16 protein-coding genes are annotated in these 17,166 nt (G+C 68.7%); 11 read left to right on the top strand and 5 right to left on the bottom strand.

All coding sequences use genetic code 11. The features are described 5' to 3' along the window. Nucleotides 1-7: 7 nt before the first annotated feature. Complete coding sequence (gene bioD / locus HBF32_RS18415; RefSeq protein WP_166701257.1) at nucleotides 8-679, bottom strand: dethiobiotin synthase; 672 nt, start codon at nucleotides 677-679, stop codon at nucleotides 8-10. 74 nt (nucleotides 680-753) lie between these two features. Between bioD and HBF32_RS18410 the strand changes: the two genes are divergently transcribed. Continuing rightward, on the top strand, nucleotides 754-1,242 hold the full coding sequence (locus HBF32_RS18410; protein ID WP_166701256.1) for a GAF domain-containing protein: 489 nt from the start codon (nucleotides 754-756) through the stop codon (nucleotides 1,240-1,242). A 12-nt stretch (nucleotides 1,243-1,254) separates the two neighbouring features. Here HBF32_RS18410 and yihA read toward each other — a convergent pair whose 3' ends face one another. Continuing rightward, nucleotides 1,255-1,899, bottom strand: coding sequence for a ribosome biogenesis GTP-binding protein YihA/YsxC (gene yihA / locus HBF32_RS18405; RefSeq protein ID WP_166701255.1), 645 nt, complete (start codon nucleotides 1,897-1,899; stop codon nucleotides 1,255-1,257). Nucleotides 1,900-2,109: 210 nt separating this feature from the next. Here yihA and HBF32_RS18400 point away from each other — a divergent pair, with 210 nt between their 5' ends. The 5 genes from HBF32_RS18400 (at nucleotide 2,110) to HBF32_RS18380 (ending at nucleotide 5,820) form a co-directional block, all read left to right on the top strand. Then, nucleotides 2,110-2,865, top strand: a complete 756-nt coding sequence (locus HBF32_RS18400; protein WP_425482256.1) for a c-type cytochrome — start codon at nucleotides 2,110-2,112, stop codon at nucleotides 2,863-2,865. 80 nt (nucleotides 2,866-2,945) lie between these two features. Beyond that, nucleotides 2,946-3,824, top strand: a complete 879-nt coding sequence (locus HBF32_RS18395; protein WP_240148060.1) for a thiol:disulfide interchange protein DsbA/DsbL — start codon at nucleotides 2,946-2,948, stop codon at nucleotides 3,822-3,824. A 30-nt stretch (nucleotides 3,825-3,854) separates the two neighbouring features. Next, nucleotides 3,855-4,502 (top strand): thiol:disulfide interchange protein DsbA/DsbL, encoded by a 648-nt coding sequence (locus HBF32_RS18390; protein ID WP_166701252.1) that lies wholly within the window; start codon nucleotides 3,855-3,857, stop codon nucleotides 4,500-4,502. 78 nt (nucleotides 4,503-4,580) lie between these two features. Then, nucleotides 4,581-5,393 (top strand): endonuclease/exonuclease/phosphatase family protein, encoded by an 813-nt coding sequence (locus HBF32_RS18385; RefSeq protein ID WP_166701251.1) that lies wholly within the window; start codon nucleotides 4,581-4,583, stop codon nucleotides 5,391-5,393. A 10-nt stretch (nucleotides 5,394-5,403) separates the two neighbouring features. Next, complete coding sequence (locus HBF32_RS18380; protein WP_166701250.1) at nucleotides 5,404-5,820, top strand: hypothetical protein; 417 nt, start codon at nucleotides 5,404-5,406, stop codon at nucleotides 5,818-5,820. Here the strand turns inward: HBF32_RS18380 and HBF32_RS18375 are convergent. Next, entirely contained in the window at nucleotides 5,765-7,396 is a 1,632-nt protein-coding gene (locus HBF32_RS18375) for a glycoside hydrolase family 17 protein (RefSeq protein WP_166701249.1), read from the bottom strand. The genes HBF32_RS18380 and HBF32_RS18375 overlap by 56 nt on opposite strands. Before the next feature lie 145 nt (nucleotides 7,397-7,541). On the opposite strand from HBF32_RS18375, the gene HBF32_RS18370 reads away from it, so the two are divergent. From HBF32_RS18370 to HBF32_RS18360, 3 genes are read left to right on the top strand one after another with little or no spacing between them, the layout of a single operon-like run. Then, on the top strand, nucleotides 7,542-9,617 hold the full coding sequence (locus HBF32_RS18370) for a transglycosylase SLT domain-containing protein (RefSeq protein ID WP_166701248.1): 2,076 nt from the start codon (nucleotides 7,542-7,544) through the stop codon (nucleotides 9,615-9,617). 40 nt (nucleotides 9,618-9,657) lie between these two features. After that, nucleotides 9,658-10,596 (top strand): complex I NDUFA9 subunit family protein, encoded by a 939-nt coding sequence (locus tag HBF32_RS18365; protein ID WP_166701247.1) that lies wholly within the window; start codon nucleotides 9,658-9,660, stop codon nucleotides 10,594-10,596. 8 nt (nucleotides 10,597-10,604) lie between these two features. Continuing rightward, nucleotides 10,605-11,834 carry a multifunctional CCA addition/repair protein gene (locus HBF32_RS18360; RefSeq protein ID WP_166701246.1) on the top strand — a complete coding sequence of 410 codons (1,230 nt, stop codon included), beginning with the start codon at nucleotides 10,605-10,607 and terminating at the stop codon, nucleotides 11,832-11,834. Between the two features lie 129 nt (nucleotides 11,835-11,963). Here HBF32_RS18360 and HBF32_RS18355 read toward each other — a convergent pair whose 3' ends face one another. Continuing rightward, nucleotides 11,964-13,157 carry a class I SAM-dependent methyltransferase gene (locus tag HBF32_RS18355; RefSeq protein ID WP_166701245.1) on the bottom strand — a complete coding sequence of 398 codons (1,194 nt, stop codon included), beginning with the start codon at nucleotides 13,155-13,157 and terminating at the stop codon, nucleotides 11,964-11,966. A gap of 95 nt (nucleotides 13,158-13,252) precedes the next feature. Beyond that, entirely contained in the window at nucleotides 13,253-15,361 is a 2,109-nt protein-coding gene (locus tag HBF32_RS18350) for a TonB-dependent receptor (protein WP_166701244.1), read from the bottom strand. 150 nt (nucleotides 15,362-15,511) lie between these two features. Here HBF32_RS18350 and HBF32_RS18345 point away from each other — a divergent pair, with 150 nt between their 5' ends. Next, complete coding sequence (locus HBF32_RS18345) at nucleotides 15,512-16,366, top strand: EcsC family protein (RefSeq protein WP_240148072.1); 855 nt, start codon at nucleotides 15,512-15,514, stop codon at nucleotides 16,364-16,366. Between the two features lie 52 nt (nucleotides 16,367-16,418). Continuing rightward, nucleotides 16,419-17,156 (top strand): pteridine reductase, encoded by a 738-nt coding sequence (locus HBF32_RS18340; protein WP_166701243.1) that lies wholly within the window; start codon nucleotides 16,419-16,421, stop codon nucleotides 17,154-17,156. The last annotated feature ends 10 nt before the right edge of the window (nucleotides 17,157-17,166 follow it).

Below are 17,166 nucleotides of genomic sequence, written 5' to 3'. Positions count from 1 at the left end.
CGCGCCGTCAGGCAAGCGGCGCGAGATCGAGCAACACGGCCGCGGAGGCCGGCGCCACGCGGTGCGGCAGCACGCCAAGGCAGGGCGCCGGCAGGCAGCCGCGAAGCGTGGCGATGTTTTCCTCGAGCAGCGGCATGGTCGGCTCGAGGATGTTCGCGATCCATCCGGCGAAGCGGCAACCGTCGGCCTCGATCGCCCGCGCGGTGAGGCGCGCGTGGCTGATGCAGCCGAGGCGGATGCCGACGACAAGCACGACGTCGAGATCCCAGCGCCGGGGCATGTCCTCCATCGACATGCCCTCTCCGAGCGGCACCATCCAGCCGCCGACGCCTTCCACCACCACACGCCCATAGTCGCGGGCAAGCGCCTCGAACGCGGCGTCGAGCGGCGGCCAGGCGATGGCCACGCCGGAACGGGCCGCGGCGAGATGCGGCGCCACGGCCTCCTCCAGGGCGATCGGGTTGACCTGTTCGTAGGCCGGCGAGGGCGAACTGGCCGCCTGCAGGTCGAGTGCGTCCTGGTTGCGCATGCCGCCGCGGCTGCGCGCCGACCCGCTGGCGATGGGCTTCATGCCCGCCACGCGCTCACCCGCCTGGCGGAACGCGTGGACCAGCGCCTGCGCGCCGTGCGTCTTGCCGATACCGGTATCGGTACCGGCCACGAAGAGATGTTTCGCCATGGTGTCGCGGCCTTGCGGAAGCGGGGACGTGGCACCATACACGCCTTCTGTCCAAGAATCGCATCGGAACCGCCATGTTCGAAGCCAAGGCCATCGCCACCGACGACAAGGCCACCCTCTACGCCGAACTGGTCCGGCAGGCCGAGGGCCTCATGCACGGCGAGACGAACGTCGTCGCGAACGCCGCCAACTTCGCCGCGCTCGTCTACGACGCCGTGCCGGACCTCAACTGGGCCGGTTTCTACCTTTTCGACGGCACCGAGCTCGTCGTGGGCCCGTTCCAGGGCAAGCCGGCCTGCATCCGCATCGCCCTCGGCCGCGGCGTGTGCGGCACGGCGGCGCAGAGACGCGAGACCCAGGTGGTGCGCGACGTGCACGAGTTCGCCGGCCACATCGCCTGCGACTCAGCGTCCAATTCCGAAATCGTGGTGCCGCTGGTGAAGGCCGACGGGAGCCTGTTCGGCGTATGGGACGTGGACAGCCCGTCCGTGGCGCGTTTCGACGACGAGGACCGCGAGGGCATGGAAGCGTTGTGCCGCGTGTTCATGGCGACCCTGGCGTAAGGCTCTCGCCCGTTACAATTCGTGCGGCCGCGGTGTCGCCAGCAGTTCCAGGATCCGGGCGCGCGCCTCTTCCACACCGGTTTTCGCCGTGGAGGAAAAGATCTGCGCCGTGCCGGGCACGCCGTTCTTTCGAAAATCCTTGCGAAGCGCTTCGAGCGCCGCCGAGGCCTGGCCCCGCGAAACCTTGTCCGCCTTGGTCATCAGCACATGGCAGGGCAGCTCCGTGGCCGCGCAGAATTCCAGCATCGTGCGATCGAAGTCCTTCAGTTCGTGGCGGATGTCCACGATGAGCACGATGCCGCGCAGGCTGCGGCGCATCTTGAGATAAGCGTCGATCTCGCCGCGCCAGTGCTGCCGCATCGCCTCGGGCACCTTGGCGTACCCGTAACCGGGCAGGTCGACCAGGCGGGTGTCGATGGGCGTCGCCCCCTCCCCCTTCAACGGCGGCAGGTCGAAGACCACCATCAGCTGCGTGCGCCCGGGCGTCTTGGAGGTGCGCGCCAGGCCGTTGTGCCCGGTGAGCGCGTTCAACGCGCTGGACTTGCCTGCGTTGGACCGCCCGGCGAAAGCCACCTCCGCACCCTGGTCGTAGGGGAGCTGGGTGATTTCATGGGCGGCCAGGACGAAGCGCGCGCCGTTGAGGGGATTGGAAGACATGGATACGGGGGCGAGGAAATCGAAGATCCGGAAGTGTAGGCGATCGGGTCGCGCCGCGCGCGCCGCGTGGTTTGACCGGGCTCTCCCGCGCCCGCCATAATCTTTTGGTTGAGGCGCGGCAGGGAGCGCGCCCACGGTCCGGAAGGTTCCCCTTTGGAGAGACTTATGAAGTTTCGGCACGCCGCCGCTGCCATCACCGCGTTGCTCGTCATGAATGCAGCCGCGGCCCAGACCGCCGCCCCCGCCAAGCCGGCCTCCGCGCCCGCTACGGCCGCCACCGCCGCCGCGAAACCCGGCGCGAATCCCGCGACCGATCCGGCCACGCCGGGTATGCCGCAGGCCGCCGCGCCCGCCGGTGCCGAAGCCACCGCGGCGCTGAAGCCCGGCGACGCCACCACCGGACAGGGCAAGGCCGCCGTGTGCGGCGCCTGCCACGGCATGGATGGCAATTCCACCGACGCCCAGTACCCGCGCCTCGCCGGGCAGAGCGAGCAGTACATCGCCGCTCAGCTCGCCGCATTCAAGTCGGGCAAGCGCATGAATCCCATCATGGTGGGTTTCGCGCAGCCGCTCTCCGAGCAGGACATGCACGACATCGGCGCTTATTTCGCCACCAAGGCCTCGCTCCCGGGCGTTGCCGACCAGGCGCTCGTCGAGCAGGGCCAGACGATCTATCGCCAGGGCGATGTCGACCGCGGCATCCCCGCCTGCATGGCCTGCCACGGGCCGGACGGCCGCGGCAACCCGGGCGCGCATTACCCCCAGATCGGCAGCCAGCACGCCAAATACGTCGAGGCCCGCCTGAAGGCATGGCACGACAACGGCGCGCAGAGCGACGACGCCCACGCCAGGATCATGGCCGGCATCGCGCAGAAGCTCGACGAGAAGGACATCGCCGCGGTGGCCAGCTATCTCGAGGGCCTGCATACGAACGAACCGGCCGCTGCCACGCCGGCGACGCCCTGACGCGTTAAAGTTAGGGGTACTCCGAACGGGCCTTTGGGCCCGTTCCTGTTTAAGAAGGTAAGAAAAGGATCCCCATGCGTATGCGCCTTCCCCTCCTCTGCGTGGCCCTGATCGGCCTCGCCGCCTGCAGCGGCGGCAACAACGACACCGCCGCCAGCGCCCCGGCCGCGGCCGCCAGCACCGCTCCGGCCACCACGCCGGCCGCGCCGGCGACGACGGCCCCCGCGCCCGCCGCCGCTTCGACCGCGGCCACGACCACGCCGGCCACCGACGCCACGCCGCCTGCCCCGGCCGCCGCCGATGCCGCCGACAACCGCCCGCCGCCGAAGCCGTTCGTCGACGAGGGCAAGTGGGTGGAAGGCAAGCATTACTTCCGTATCGATCCGGCCCAGCCGACGAGCACCCCGGGCAAGATCGAGGTCACCGAGGTGTTCTCGTACGGCTGCCCGGCATGCTTCCAGTTCCACGGCATCGTCGACCAGCTGGCGAAGGACCTGCCCAGGGGCACGGTCATGACCTACACACCGGCCTCGTTCCGCCCCGACGAGAACTGGCCGCTGCTGCAGCGCGCCTACCTCACGGCCCAGGCCTTCGGCGTGGACGGGAAGAGCCACGACGCGATGTTCGACGCGGTGTTCAAGAGCGGCGAACTGGGCATCATGGACCAGAAGGCGGGCAAGCCGAAGGCGCCTTCCGCCTGGCCGACCATCGACGATGTCGCCAAGTTCTACGCGAAATTCGGCGTGAAGCCGGAAGAATTCGTGGCGACGGCCAACTCTTTCACCATCAACACCAAGATGAAGCGCGCCGATGAACTGATCCGCGCCTACGAGGTCGATAGCACGCCCACGATCGTCGTGAACGGCAAGTACCGTCTCACCCCGATCACCGCCGGCGGCTACCCGCAGGCGGTGGAGCTCACCCAGTGGCTCGTCACCAAGGAAGCCGCGGGCAAGTGACCGCGATTCGCCCCTAGTCCGGAGACCTCCATGTTCAAGCGCCTTTCGCTCCTCTTCGTCGGCCTCGCGCTGACCGCCGCATGCAGCGCCCGCCCCGCCGAAGGCGCCGCGCCCAGCTTTACCGACGGCGCCGAGTACGCCTCCATCGCCACGCCGAAGCGCCTCGACGGCAAGGGCAAGGTCGAGGTGGTCGAGGTCTTCTCGTTCGGCTGCATCCACTGCGCGCATTACGAGCCCAAGGTCGAGGCCTTGCAGAAGGAACTGCCGAAGGGCGTCGCGTTCCACCGCGTGCCGGCGGCATTCAACGACGCATGGCTGCCGTTCGCCCAGGCCTATTACGCGGCGAAGGAGCTCGGCGCGCCTGACAAGTCCACCGGCGAGCTGTTCGACGCCAAATGGAACCAGCACATGCCGCTCAACGCGCTCGAGGAAATGGCCGCCTGGTACAAACAGCACTACGGCATCGACAGCGCGAAGTTCATGGCGACGGCACGGGGCCCCGAGGTCAAGAAGCAGATCGAAAGCGATACGAAGCTGATCCAGGCCTGGGGCGTCGAAGGCACGCCCACCGTGGTGGTCGACGGCAAGTACCGCAGCAAGGACATCAAGGACTTCGACCAGCTCAACGATGTCACGAAATACCTCGTGGACCGCGAACTGAAGGGCGGCCACAAGTAAGCCCATCGATGCCCTCCGTTCACGTGACGGGGGGCATCCTCTGGCCCTCAGAGGCCAGCCGAGACCGATGCAGCACTCATGACCCGCGCCACGCCGATCACTTCGACCGCTCCGGAGCGCACGCTGCGCCTCCTGAGCTGCAACATCCTCGCCGGCGCGAGCGTCCAGCGTTACAGCGATTACCTGACCCGCAGCGTCAACGCGGTGCTGCCCGGCCGGTCGAAACTCGCGAACCTCGACTCCCTGGCCGAACTGCTCCACGAGTTCGACGTGGTCGGCCTGCAGGAAGCGGATGCCGGAAGCCTGCGCTCCGGTTTCCTCAACCAGACCCGCTACATCGCCGAGGCCGCGGGCATGCCGTTCTGGAGCCACCAGCCCAACCGGCCGATGGCGCGGGTGGCGCACTCTGCCAACGGCCTGCTGAGCCGTATCGAACCCAGCGAAGTCATCGACTATCCGTTGCCCGGCCGGATCAAGGGCCGCGGCGCGCTGTTCGTCCGTTTCGGCGAAGGCACGGAGGCACTGGTGGTCGTGATCGCCCACCTGTCCCTGGGCGCCGCCGCGCGCATGGGCCAGCTTGCCTTCATCGCCGAACTGCTCGCGCCGTATCCGCACGCCGTGCTGATGGGCGACCTCAACACCGAGCCTGCCAGCGCGGAGATGCGCCACCTCTTCGACAGGACGTCCCTGGAGCCGCCCACGGTGGCGACACCGACCTTCCCGAGCTGGAAACCGCGACGCGCGCTGGACCACATCCTCACGTCCACCGACATCAAGCTCGACAGGACGTGGACCTTGCCCCGCGCCTTCTCCGATCATCTGCCCCTGGCAGCGGAGATCCGCCTCCCGCTGTCGCTCGCGCAGGCCGCCGGCGCGGCCACCATGGAATAGGTATACCGATATGAAATCCGTCGTCCGCACCGCCCTGCCCTGGGCCGTCATCGTCGCCGTCGCCGCCGTGGCCGCGCTCACGCGTTATGCCTTCATCGAACCGCCGCCGATGGCGCATGCGTGCGAGGCTCAAGGCGGCCCATGGTGGTGCGGCGTGCGCGAGGCCGTCGTGCAGGGCTTCCTCCATAACGCTTACGGCTACGCGGCTGTGCTGGCAGCGTTGCTTGCGGTGTTCTGGCGGCATACCTTTGCCGCCGCGCTCGCCGTGTGCCTCGGCGCGATCGCGCTGCAGCTGTATTGCTACGAAGGCGGCGCACTGGCCGTCCTGATCGGCACGCTTCGCCTCGTGCGCGTGCAGTATGGTGGGAAAGCTATGTCGCCGCCTTGCGCCACGCCAGCAGCACCGGCAGGGCCAGGGCGAGGTTGAGCGCCAGCCAGCCCCATGCGACCGCGTTGGCGCCGAGTTCCTGCGCCACCACCGCGGCGCCCAGCATCACGAGCCAGATCGCCAGCAGGCGCTCCTCCAGGAGCGGCATCGATGGGCGTTCGCGCGTGCGCAGCATGGCGAGCATGAGGAAGCCGATGGACGGCACGGCGAACAGCCCGATCGGGAAATCGCGGTAGCGTCCGTTGAAGACCATGAGGATGCCGTACAGCGCGAGGACGAACATCCAGAGGAAGCGCTGCGGCGTAAATGCGTCGGTCCAGGCGATGCCCCAGAACTGCCGCTGGGCTGGCGGCGGCGCGATGTCGGCGGAATTCATCGGCGCCGCGAGACGCGCGGCGATCGCGCGGGCCAGCGTGAATGCCGTCACGGCGGCCACGGCGCCTGCCGCGATACCGACGGTCCACTCGAGCGCATCGCGGCAGGCGAAGACCAGCAGGCGCGCATGCGCCGCGAGTGCGGTGCCCGTGGCGAAGCCGGACAGCGCCAGCGAGACCGCGCCCCCGACGCCATGCCAGCGGCGCCGGAGGATGCCGCCCGCGAGGAAGAGCACCGCGCCGATACCGCCGGCCCCGATGGCCCACGTCCAGCGAGGCTCTTCGACCACTGGTCCGCTCATCGCGAACTTGGGCCGGCCCTGCACGTCGAAGATGCCCCAGAATCCGCCGACCGTGCCTTCGAGGTCGCGCTTCCAGGGCTGGTCGAATGCCTCGATCACGTTGTACGGCATGTCGACGGTGGCGGCGTAGTTGAGGAATTCGCGCAGGTAGCGCGCTTCGTTCACCAGGCTGGCGCTCGCGTCGCGGCGCGTGCGCCCTTCGCTGGGCCAGCCCGTCTCGCCGATCATCACCTGCTTGCCGGGAAATTCGGCTTTCATGCGCTGGTAGACGTCGGCGACGTGACGGATCGCCTTCTGCGGCGCCACGGGTTCGTCTTCCCAGTAAGGCAGGATATGGATCGTGACGTAGTCCGTGACCTTGGCCAGGGCCGGGTGCTGCTGCCAGAACTCCCACACATCGGCATAGGTGACCGGGACGTCGGTCGCCGCGTTCATGCGTTCGATGTAGCCGGCGAGGGCCTTCTCGCTCAGTTCGCGGCGCAGGAGCACCTCGTTGCCGACGACGATGCCGCGCAGGTTGCGCGCATCGCGCTTCGCGGCCGAGAGGGCCTGTTCCATCTCGCGCTCGTTGGCGGCCAGGTCGCGGCCCAACCAGACGCCCATCAGCACCTTCATGCCGTAACGGCCGGCGATCTCCGGCACGGCGCCAAGGCCCTGGCTCATCGAGTACGTGCGCACGCAATCGAAGCGGGTGGAAAGGTCCTTGAGGTCGGCGTCGATCCGCTCCGGCGACACGAATGCATGCGGGTCGAACGGGGTTTCACCGTCGAAGCGAAAGGGTGCGTAGGAGACGCAGGCGATCTTCGCCGTGGGCGAATCCGGCAGGTCCACCGGACGGCCCAGCAGCCACCAGTACGCCGCGCCGAAGGCAGCGGCGAGGACGAGGACGATCCATGCGAGCGGGCGCGCAAGCCGCGCATAGGAGGTGTGGGGCGTCATGCCGTTCCAGTCGGGTGCGTAAAGTGAGCGCTGCAAGCTTAGCGGGCCCCGCGCACAAGGGCGAATGCCGTCGTGCGGGCCATTCATCCGGCCTGCGCACGGTATTCCCTACAATTGCCGGATACGTCTCACGTAAGGAAGACCGATGATGGCTCGACGCGCCCTCGCCACCCTCGCCCTCGCCATCTGCGGCCTCGTTGCGGCCACGGCCGCGACAGCCGCGGGAACGGATGCCGAGCGCGCCCGCTTCCGCCAGGCCTACGCCACGGCGCAGCAGCAGGGCGGCGACACGTGGCGCGCGGAGGCGAAGGGGCTGGAGAGCTACGTGCTCTTTCCCTACCTGGAAGCGGCGGCGCTGGAACACGACCTGCGCACCCTCGACCGCGCGCGCGCGGACGCCTACCTCGCGCGTTACCCTGGGCTGATTCCCGCCGCCGACCTGCGTCGCGATTTCCTCGGCGAGCTCGCCCGGCGCAAGGACTGGACGACGTTCAGCGCCATGTACCAGCCGGGGTTGGGCGACAATTTGAGCTGTTTCGCATTGCAGGCGAAGCTCGCGCGCAACGAACCGCTGGTTTTCGAGAGCGACATGGCGGCCTTGTGGAAGAAGCCGAGCCTGCCCAACGCCTGCGATCCCGTCATCGCCGCCGCGCACGACCAGGGGCTGCTCACGGCCGATCGCCTGTGGTCGCGCATCGACGTGGCCGCCAGCGCCGGCAGGGGCGGCACCGTCGCATCGCTGGCGCCGTGGCTGCCGCCGACGGACGCCCCCGCCGCACAGCGCATCGGACAGGCATTGAACGACCCCGCAGGCGCCCTGCGCGACGCCTCCGACTGGCCGGACACGCCCCGCCACCGGCAGGCGCTGACCCTGGCGCTGCAACGCATGGCGCGCAGGCAATCCACTGCCGCCGACGCCGCATGGCAGTCGCTGCGCTCGCGCTTCACCCTTACCGAACAGCAGCGCGACGCCGTGGAAAATGCGCTGGCGCTGTTCCACGCCACCGACTTCGACGAGTCGGCCCTGGAGCGCCTCGCCGCCCTTCCGCCCGGGGCGCAGACCGACGCCACCCGCGAATGGCGCGTGCGCGTGGCGCTCGCCCGGCAGGACTGGAAGGCGGCCCTGACGGCGATCGAAGCGCTCGGCGAATCGCAGAAGGACGACGGCGAATGGCGTTACTTCCATGCGCTCGTCCTCGCGAAACTGGGGCGGCAGGCCGAGGCACAGGCTCTTTATCGCGCGGTCGCCCAGGAGGCCACGTACTTCGGCTTCCTCGCAGCCGACCGGATCGACGCCGCCTACGCCATCTGCCCCTCGACCATGGCGACCGACGAAGCCCGGGAAGCGGCGCTGCTTTCGGACCCCGGCCTGGACCGCGCCTTCGAACTGTACGCCGTGGGCCTGCAGAAGCTCGCGCGGCGCGAATGGACGGCGGCGCTCGCCGGTCGGGACGCGGATACGAAGCGCCTCGCCGCCGATCTCGCCTTCCGCAAGGGCTGGTACGACCGCGCCGTGTTCGGACTGTCGTCCGGCGACGCGCTGCGCCTCTACGAGCAGCGCTTTCCGCTCGCGCGCCAGGATGGCGTCGTCGAACAGTCGAGCCAGGCCGGCATCGAGGCACCGTGGGCCTACGCGATCATCCGTGCGGAGAGCGCGTGGATGAGCGATGCGCGGTCGGCCGCCGACGCGCGCGGGCTCATGCAGCTCCTGCCGGGCACGGCGGCACTGGTGGCGAAACGCAATGGCCTGGCGTGGGCCGGCGGCGGAAGCCTTTACGAGCCGGCGACCAACATCGTCCTCGGTACGCGCTACCTCGCGCAGATGGCCGCCCGTTACAACGGCGCCCCCTGGCTCGCCAGCGCAGCCTACAACGCCGGGCCGAACAGGGTCGACCAGTGGGTGGAAGCGCGCGGCACGCTGGAGCCCGACCTCTTCGTCGCCAGCATCCCTTACAAGGAAACCCGCGAATACGTCGCCCGCGTGATGGCTTTCGCCGTCATCTACGACTGGCGCCTCACGGGCAACGCGCTCTCCATCGCCAGTCGCATGACCCCTTTCGGCAGCACCTACGCCTTGCCGGGCAACGGCGCGGTGCGCAAGCCGGTGACCTGTCCGGCGCCTGCGGTGGCGAAGCCAGCGCCGCCCACGCCGCCTGCCGTCATGGAGCCCGAGCCGGCCGAGGCGTCGTCCGCACCGGCCGCACAGGAACCCAGGCAGTGACCCGCTTGGCGGCAGCGCGGAAGCGGCCTACGCTGCTCACATGAACGCCATGCGCATCGTCATCCTCGGCGGCACCGGATTCCTCGGGGGAACCCTCGTGCCCCGGCTGGCCGCCGACGGGCACCGCCTGCTGCTGCTTTCGCGCAACCGCGAAGCGCATCGGCAGAGTACCGTCGGCCGTAACGTCACCGTCGTCAGCGCCGACGTGTACGACCCCCCGACGCTGCGCCGGCACATCGCGGGCGCAGACGCCGTCGTCCACCTCGTGGGCATCCTCAACGAAAGCGGCCGGCATACCTTCCAGCGCGTGCACGTCGACCTCGTGCGCCTCGTCGTGGAGGCCTGCCGCGACACCGGTGTGCATCGCCTGCACCTCATGAGTTCGCTGAAGGCCGGTCAGGGAACGTCCGCCTACCTGCGCTCGCGCGGCGAGGCGGAAGCCTTGGTGAAAGCCTCTACGCTGGACTGGACCATCTATGAAGCGAGCACGATCTTCGGCCCCGGCGACGGCCTCGTCTCGCGGTTCGACGGCCTGCTGGGCATCGCGCCCATCGTGCCGCTCCCGCGCCCGCGGGCGAAGATGGCGCCGGTCTACGTCGGCGATGTCGCGGAGGCGATCGCGCGTGCCGTCGCCGATCCGTCGTCCGTGCTGCGCACCTACGAACTGTATGGACCGGAGACCTGGACGTTGATCGACATCGTGCGGGCCATCCGCGATGCGCGCGGGCGCCACCGCGCCGTGCTGCCCATGCCCGACGCACTCGGCCGCCTGCAGGCCCTGGTCGCGCAGTTCGCACCGGGCAAGCCGTTCACCCCGGACAACTTCCGCTCGTTGCTGACGGACTCGGTGGGCGAGGTCGACGGCCTCGCCCAGCTTGGCATCCATCCACAGCGTCTCTCCGCCTGGCTACCCCGCCTCCTCGGCCCTTCCGTGCGCCAGCGGCGCCTCGACGAAGCGCGCTCGCGGCGGCGCCCCTGAACCGACGCATGGACATCTACCTCGTCGGCGGCGCCGTCCGCGACAAGCTGCTCGGCCGCCCCGTGACCGACCGCGACTGGGTGGTGGTGGGCGCCACACCCGAAGACATGCTCGCCGCAGGCTACCGCCCGGTGGGCAAGGACTTCCCGGTCTTCCTGCACGGGCAGACCAAGGAGGAATACGCACTCGCGCGTACCGAGCGCAAGACGGGCCGCGGCTACCACGGCTTCGCGTTCCACGCCGACCCCTCGGTCACCGTGGAGCAGGACCTCGAGCGGCGCGACCTCACCATCAACGCCATCGCGGAGCGGGAGGACGGAACGCTCGTCGATCCTTTCGGCGGCGTGAGCGATATCGGCACGCGCACGCTGCGGCATGTGTCCGCCGCCTTCGCCGAAGATCCCGTGCGGCTGCTTCGCGTCGCCCGCTTCGCCGCGCGCTACGCGCCGCTCGGCTTCACCGTGGCGGACGAAACGATGACGCTCATGCGACGCATGGTGGACGACGGCGAGGTCGATCACCTCGTACCCGAGCGGGTATGGGCGGAAACGCGCAAGGCACTTTCGGAACCGATGCCGTCGGCCTTTCTCCGCGTGCTGCGCGAGAGCGGCGCGCTGCGCGTCCTGTTCCCCGAGGTCGACGCGCTCTACGGCGTGCCGCAGCGCCCGGAATTCCACCCCGAGGTCGACACCGGCATCCACATGGAGCTGGTCCTCGATGCCGCCGCCAGGCTCGCTCCCGGCGACGCGCTGGTCGGTTGGTGCGCGCTCACCCACGACCTCGGCAAGGCGCTGACACCGGCCGACGTGCTGCCCCGGCACATCATGCACGAGCAACGCGGCATCGAACCGGTGCGGGCCATCTCGGCGCGATTGAAGGTGCCGGCGGAATACGCGTTCATGGCGGAGATGGTGTGCAAACACCATCTCAACGCCCATATGGCGCTCGAGCTGAAACCCGCGACCATCTTCCGCCTGCTCGAAGGCCTAGGCTCGCTGCGCCGTCCCGCGCGGCTGGAAACCTTCCTGCTCGCGTGCATGGCCGACAAGCGCGGGCGCCTGGGCGGCGAGGACGCGGCTTATCCGCAGGCGGATTTCCTGCGGGCATGCCGCGAGGCCGCCGCGTCGATCACGTCGCAGCCGTTCGTGGCGAAGGGTCTGACGGGGCCGGCGATCGGCGAGGCCATGAAGAAGGCGCAGGTGAACGCCATCGCCGGCGTGCCGCGCGCGGCGCTGTAGGAGCCGCCATAGCGGCGGGGATAAGCTGTCTCACGGCTTCGTCGCTCCGTTGGCTTCTCGCCGCTATAGCGCCTCCTACAGAAAGAAGAGCAGGCTCGCACAAGACGGTTGTCCCTACAGGGACGTGCTTTACAGGCGCGAGCCCTGGTCGGCCGCCATGACGTCCGCCGGCAGTGCCGCCGGGTCGATGCCCTTGGCGAACATCATGACCTGGAAGCGCTCGCCCATCTGCTCGGGAAGGGTCAGCTTCTTCACTTCCTGCGCAAGGCGATAGCGTGCCGCTTCGTCCTCGCGTTCGAGGTAGTCCTTCTCGAAGAATTCCTGCATGCCGGTGGCGAGCAGGAACTGCGCCTGCGGCATGTACGCGGCCACGCCGAAGCCCGCGCTGTTACCCGCTTCCGCCAGCGCGGTGAAGTCCACCGAGGCGGTGAGGTCCTGCAGACCGGGGAGACGGAGAGCGTCCCCGTGCGTACGATGCCGGTAGAAGGCGCGCAGCGTGCCGTCGGTGCGTTCCGGCAGGTAGAACTCGCCGCGCGTGTAGCCGTAGTCGGCGAAGATCATCGCGCCGCGGCGCAAGGTGCCGGCCACGGCCTGCATCCAGTACGGCAGCTGCGGCAGGATCTCGCTGCGGTAACCCGCCTCGAAGTCCCGGCCCAGGTCGCGTTCGACATGGCGCACGGCGCCGCCCACCAGGGTATCGGCGGGACGATCGCTGCGCGCGAAGCGTCCCTCGCCATCGAGGATCACGTATTCCTCGTAGACTTCACCGTCGCGCGTCGTGAAGCGCGTGGTCGGCAGCGCGTCGATCACCTCGTTGGCGAACAGCACGCCATCCCATTCGGTTTCCAGCGGGCCGTCGAGCCACACCATGCGCGCGAACAGTTCCGCAGGCAAGGCCGCGCGCAGGCGTTCGCGCTGACGCTCGCGCAAATCGGCGCTCGGCTCCAGGATCATGAAGCGGCGCGGTGCCCTGCCCGCGGCATCCAGCGCCAGCAGCGCGGCTTCGGCAAAGGCACCGGTGCCGCCGCCGAGTTCGAGGAAATCCGCATCCGGCCCCAGCGACGCCAGCACCGGCTCGAAGGCACGCGCCACGCAACGGGCGAACAGCGTACCCAGTTCGGGCGCCGTGACGAAATCTCCCTCGGCACCGAACTTGGCCTTCCCCGCGCTGTAGTAGCCGAGGCCGGGGGTATAAAGGCAGCGTTCCATGAAGCGGGAGAACGGTATCGGCCCGTGCGCGGCGATCTCCTCGCGCAGCAGTCCGGCGAGATGATCGGAGTGAGCGCGCTCTTCGGCGGCGGGTTCGGGGAGTTTCGCGTTCATGCCGTGCGTGGTCGGGATCGAACACGCAGGATAACGGATAGCGCCGCCCGCGGGGTCAAGCCGCTTCTTCCCCGTACGCCTGTCTGGGTGGGCGGTCAGAAATCCTGCTGGAGGGACAGGAACACACCCCGGCGGGGTCCGAACTGGGGTGCACCCACGCCGATGCCCGAGCCGTCGCGGATCTCGTAGGTGCGGTCGAGCGCGTTCACCAGTGCCAGCTGCGCGTGGGTGGCGCCTTCCGGCATCAGGTGGAAGTCGTGCGACACGCTGAGGTTCAACTGGAAGTAGCCGGGCATCGTGTCGCCATTGGGTACCAGGCCGTCCCGGCGCAGGCCGGAGCCGAACAGATAATCCGCGCCGACGCGCGTCGCATCGTCGATGGCGTAGCTGATGCCGCCCGACGAGGTGTATTTCTGGTCGTGATCCAGGTGGATGAAGTGGTCGTGGATATAGGCCAGGTCGTCCGGATCGAAGTTGTACTGGCCGGTGATGATGCGCTTGCCCACCGAACGGTTGTACGCGAAGTTGAAATAGGCGGTCAGTGCGCCACCGTCGTAGTTCAACGTGAATTCGTCGCCTTTCACCTTGCCCTGGTCGTAGTTGAAGGTGGAATAGACCAGCGCCGTGCCGAACTGGCCTTCGTCCTGGATGCGCGACACGTGGCGATAGTAGCTGTCGAGCCCCACCGTCCATGCGTTACCGAGCTTCTGCGAGATGCCGATGTCGTAATAGCTGGAGCGCTCGGCCAGCGGCGTGTCGTTGCCGTCGTTCGGCAAGGCATTGGTGGTGCCTTGGAACTTGGCGATCGAGGTCGGGCTGATCATTTCCGATGCCGGCGGCGTGAAATAGCGCGAGTAGCCCGCGTGGATCGTGGTGCCGTCGTCAGGCTGGTAGACCACGCCCACCCGCGGGCTCAGCTGGCTTTCCGGGCGGAAGGCATCGTAACGATCGGCACGCGCGCCGTAGTTCACCGTCCATTTCTCGCCGATACTCCATTCGTCCTGGAGATAGAGCGCGTAAGTGCGGGCGATGAGGCGGCTGGCGTCCACGATGTCGAGCGGCACGGTCGAGGTCTGCCTGCCTTCGGCGTCCGCGGGGAAGACCAGCGCGTCGTTGGTCGCCGTCGCCCGTTCGAACGAGGTGTACAGGCCGTAGCGCAAGGTGTGGCTGTCGCCCAGCGGCGTCGAGAAATCCGCCTGCAACGTGCTCGCGCGATTGGCCCGGCGCACGTTGGAGGCCACGCCATTGAACATGAGGTCGCCGATATCGTCCGGTGTGAAATCGAGACCGCTGTAGCGCTGTCCCGCCGACACCTGGTAGGCGGTGCCGCCGAGCTTGCCCTGCAGGCTGAGGATGCCGAAGCGCGTCTTCTCGCGCTGACGTTCGTCCAGTCGCGCCGAGTCGAAGTTCGTGACATCCAGGTAGCCGAACTCCGGCGACTGCCCGGGATTGTCTGGAATCTCGAAGCGGTTGTTCGTGGCGCCGAACAGGAAGCTGAGGCGCGTGTCGTCGTCGATCAGGTAGGACACGTCGCCGAACGCCTTGACCTGGTTCGTGTGGTCGTGGATCGGTTTGCGGCTGGCCGTGGGATTCTCGATACCGACATCGTTCTCGAGATAGTTCGCGGTGAGGAACCAGCTCCAGGCGCCGCTGCGCCCGAACAGCGTCGCGTTCGGATTCACCGTGCCGAACTGCCCGCCGGTGATGCCTACGCTGCCGCCCAGGCCGTCCTTCGACGGCGTGCGGGTGGCGATGTCGACGATCGCGGCCGTGCGCTCGCCGTACTGGGCCGGCAGCGCGCCCGTGAGCAGCTTCACGTTCTGGATCATCCGCGCATCCAGCGTCTGGCCGAAACCGCCGATGCTTTCGGGGATGAGCACGCCGTCGATCCGGTACTGCAAGTTGGCGTGGTCGCCGCGCACATGGAGCTGTCCGTAAGAATCCTGCACCACGCCCGGCGCCTGCAGGATCACCTGGTTCAGCGGCGTGGAGTCGCCCAGCGGCAGGGCCTGGATGGTCTGCCGGTCCATCACGTACTGGCTGCTGCCCGTATCCGGCGAAAGGCTGTTGCGCGCCTCGTCCAGCTTCGCGGTGACGTCGACGGCCCCCAGGTTCGTGGCTTTTTGCGGGGAGACGTCGCCGGCGTGGGCGGTGGCGGCCGCGAGGGCCAATGCGATGCAGGAGGCGAGACGAACAGGAGTCATGGGCTCACTTCGTAAAATGTTATAACGTATCAACAAGTGTGAGGTCCGTAGCTTTCATGCCGCTTTCGCGGCGGCCGCCCGGCGCTTCATGGACGAATCACGCCCCGGCGGCGACGATGGCCCGCGCATCCGCACCCGGAGTTGAAGACGATGACAAAACGCGAACCGGCCCCGACGTCGAAGGAGATCGTTCCCGTCGCCGTCGACCGTGGCGACAGTCCCGTGGCGAAGGCGATCCTCGAGTTCGTCAGCCGCATCCCGGACAGCGACATCCCTCGCGCCAGCAAAGGCGGCGCCGCGGAGGAATGCCGCCGCCTGGCCAGCGCCGCCGCGAACAAGGCCGCGATCACCGCGGGTTCGCTGGCGCTTCCGCCGGGGCCGCTCGGCTGGCTCACGGTGCTGCCCGAACTGGTCGCCATCTGGCGCATCCAGGGCCAGCTGGTCAGCGACATCGCCTCCGCGTATGGGAAGACGGCCAAACTGGGCCGCGAGCAGATGCTGTGGTGCCTGTTCCGCCACACCGCCGCGCAGGCCTTCCGCGACGTGGCCATCCGCGTGGGCGACCGCCTGGTGTTCCGTACCGCCGCCACGAGCGTCCTGCAACGCCTCGCCGGCCGGATCGGCGTCGGCGTGTCGAAGCGCGCCGTCGGCAAGGGCATCTCGCGCTGGCTGCCGGTCGTCGGTGCGCTGGGCGTGGGGGCCTATGCCTACTACGACACCGGCCAGGTGGCGAAGACCGCCATCGACCTCTTCAGCGGCGACGTGCACATCGACGACGGCGACGCGCCTCCGGCGACGGGAAAGCGCGGTGCATCCAGGATGTCCCGGGCCGCCAACGGCAAGGGTGGCGCCGATGCCGGCGAGCCGATGCCGAAGGCTTCCGCCCGCAAGGCGGCGAAAAAGGCCATGACCAAGAAAGCCGCGACCCGCAAGACCGCGAAGAAGCCGGTCACGCGTGCTCCGGCGGCGAAGAAAACCGCCGCAAGACGCAAGCCCGCGACGTGACGCGGGCCACCGTTTACGGCAAGCTCGTGCGCGTCGCGAAAAGGAGCCAGTCGTGAATCCCTCCCCGGTCGTCCTCGTCACCGGCGGCGCACGCCGCGTGGGTGCAGCCATCGCGCGGCGGCTGCACGCCGCGGGTTGCTCCGTCGCCGTCCACTACCGCCATTCCAGCGCCGAAGCCGATGCGCTCGCGCGGGAACTCAACGCCGTGCGGGACGGCAGCGTCGCCACGTTTGCCGCCGCGCTCGAGGACGATGCCGCCCTGCACCCGCTCGTCGAGTCGGTGACGAACCGGTTCGGCCGGCTCGACGGCCTGGTCAACAACGCCTCGGCCTTCTATCCGACCCCGATCGGCGAAACCACCGCGGCCCACTGGGACGACCTGTTCGCGGCCAATGCCCGCGCGCCCTTCTTCCTCGCCCAGGCCGCCGCGCCCGCGCTGCGCGAAGCGCGGGGCGCGATCGTCAGCATCGTCGACATCTACGCGGAACGTCCGCTGGCGGGGCATACCGTGTATTCGATGGCGAAAGCCGCGCTCGAGATGCTGACCTTGTCCCTCGCGAAGGAGTTGGCGCCCGAAGTGCGCGTCAACGCCGTCGCTCCCGGCGCCATCCTCTGGCCATCGTCGGGAAAGCCGGAAGAAGCCGCCGAAGTGCTGATCGCAAAAACGCCTCTGGCCCGCAAGGGCGAGCCAGAGGATGTCGCGGAAGCGGTGCGCTGGCTGCTTCTCGATGCGCATTACACGACCGGGCAGGTCATACGCGTGGATGGCGGCCGCGCCCTGACAATCTGACGAACCGTCG

Source organism: Luteibacter yeojuensis (assembly GCF_011742875.1).
Lineage (GTDB): Bacteria > Pseudomonadota > Gammaproteobacteria > Xanthomonadales > Rhodanobacteraceae > Luteibacter > Luteibacter yeojuensis.
Note: the sequence above shows the minus strand (reverse complement) of the source record. Positions and strands in the feature narration are given on the sequence as shown.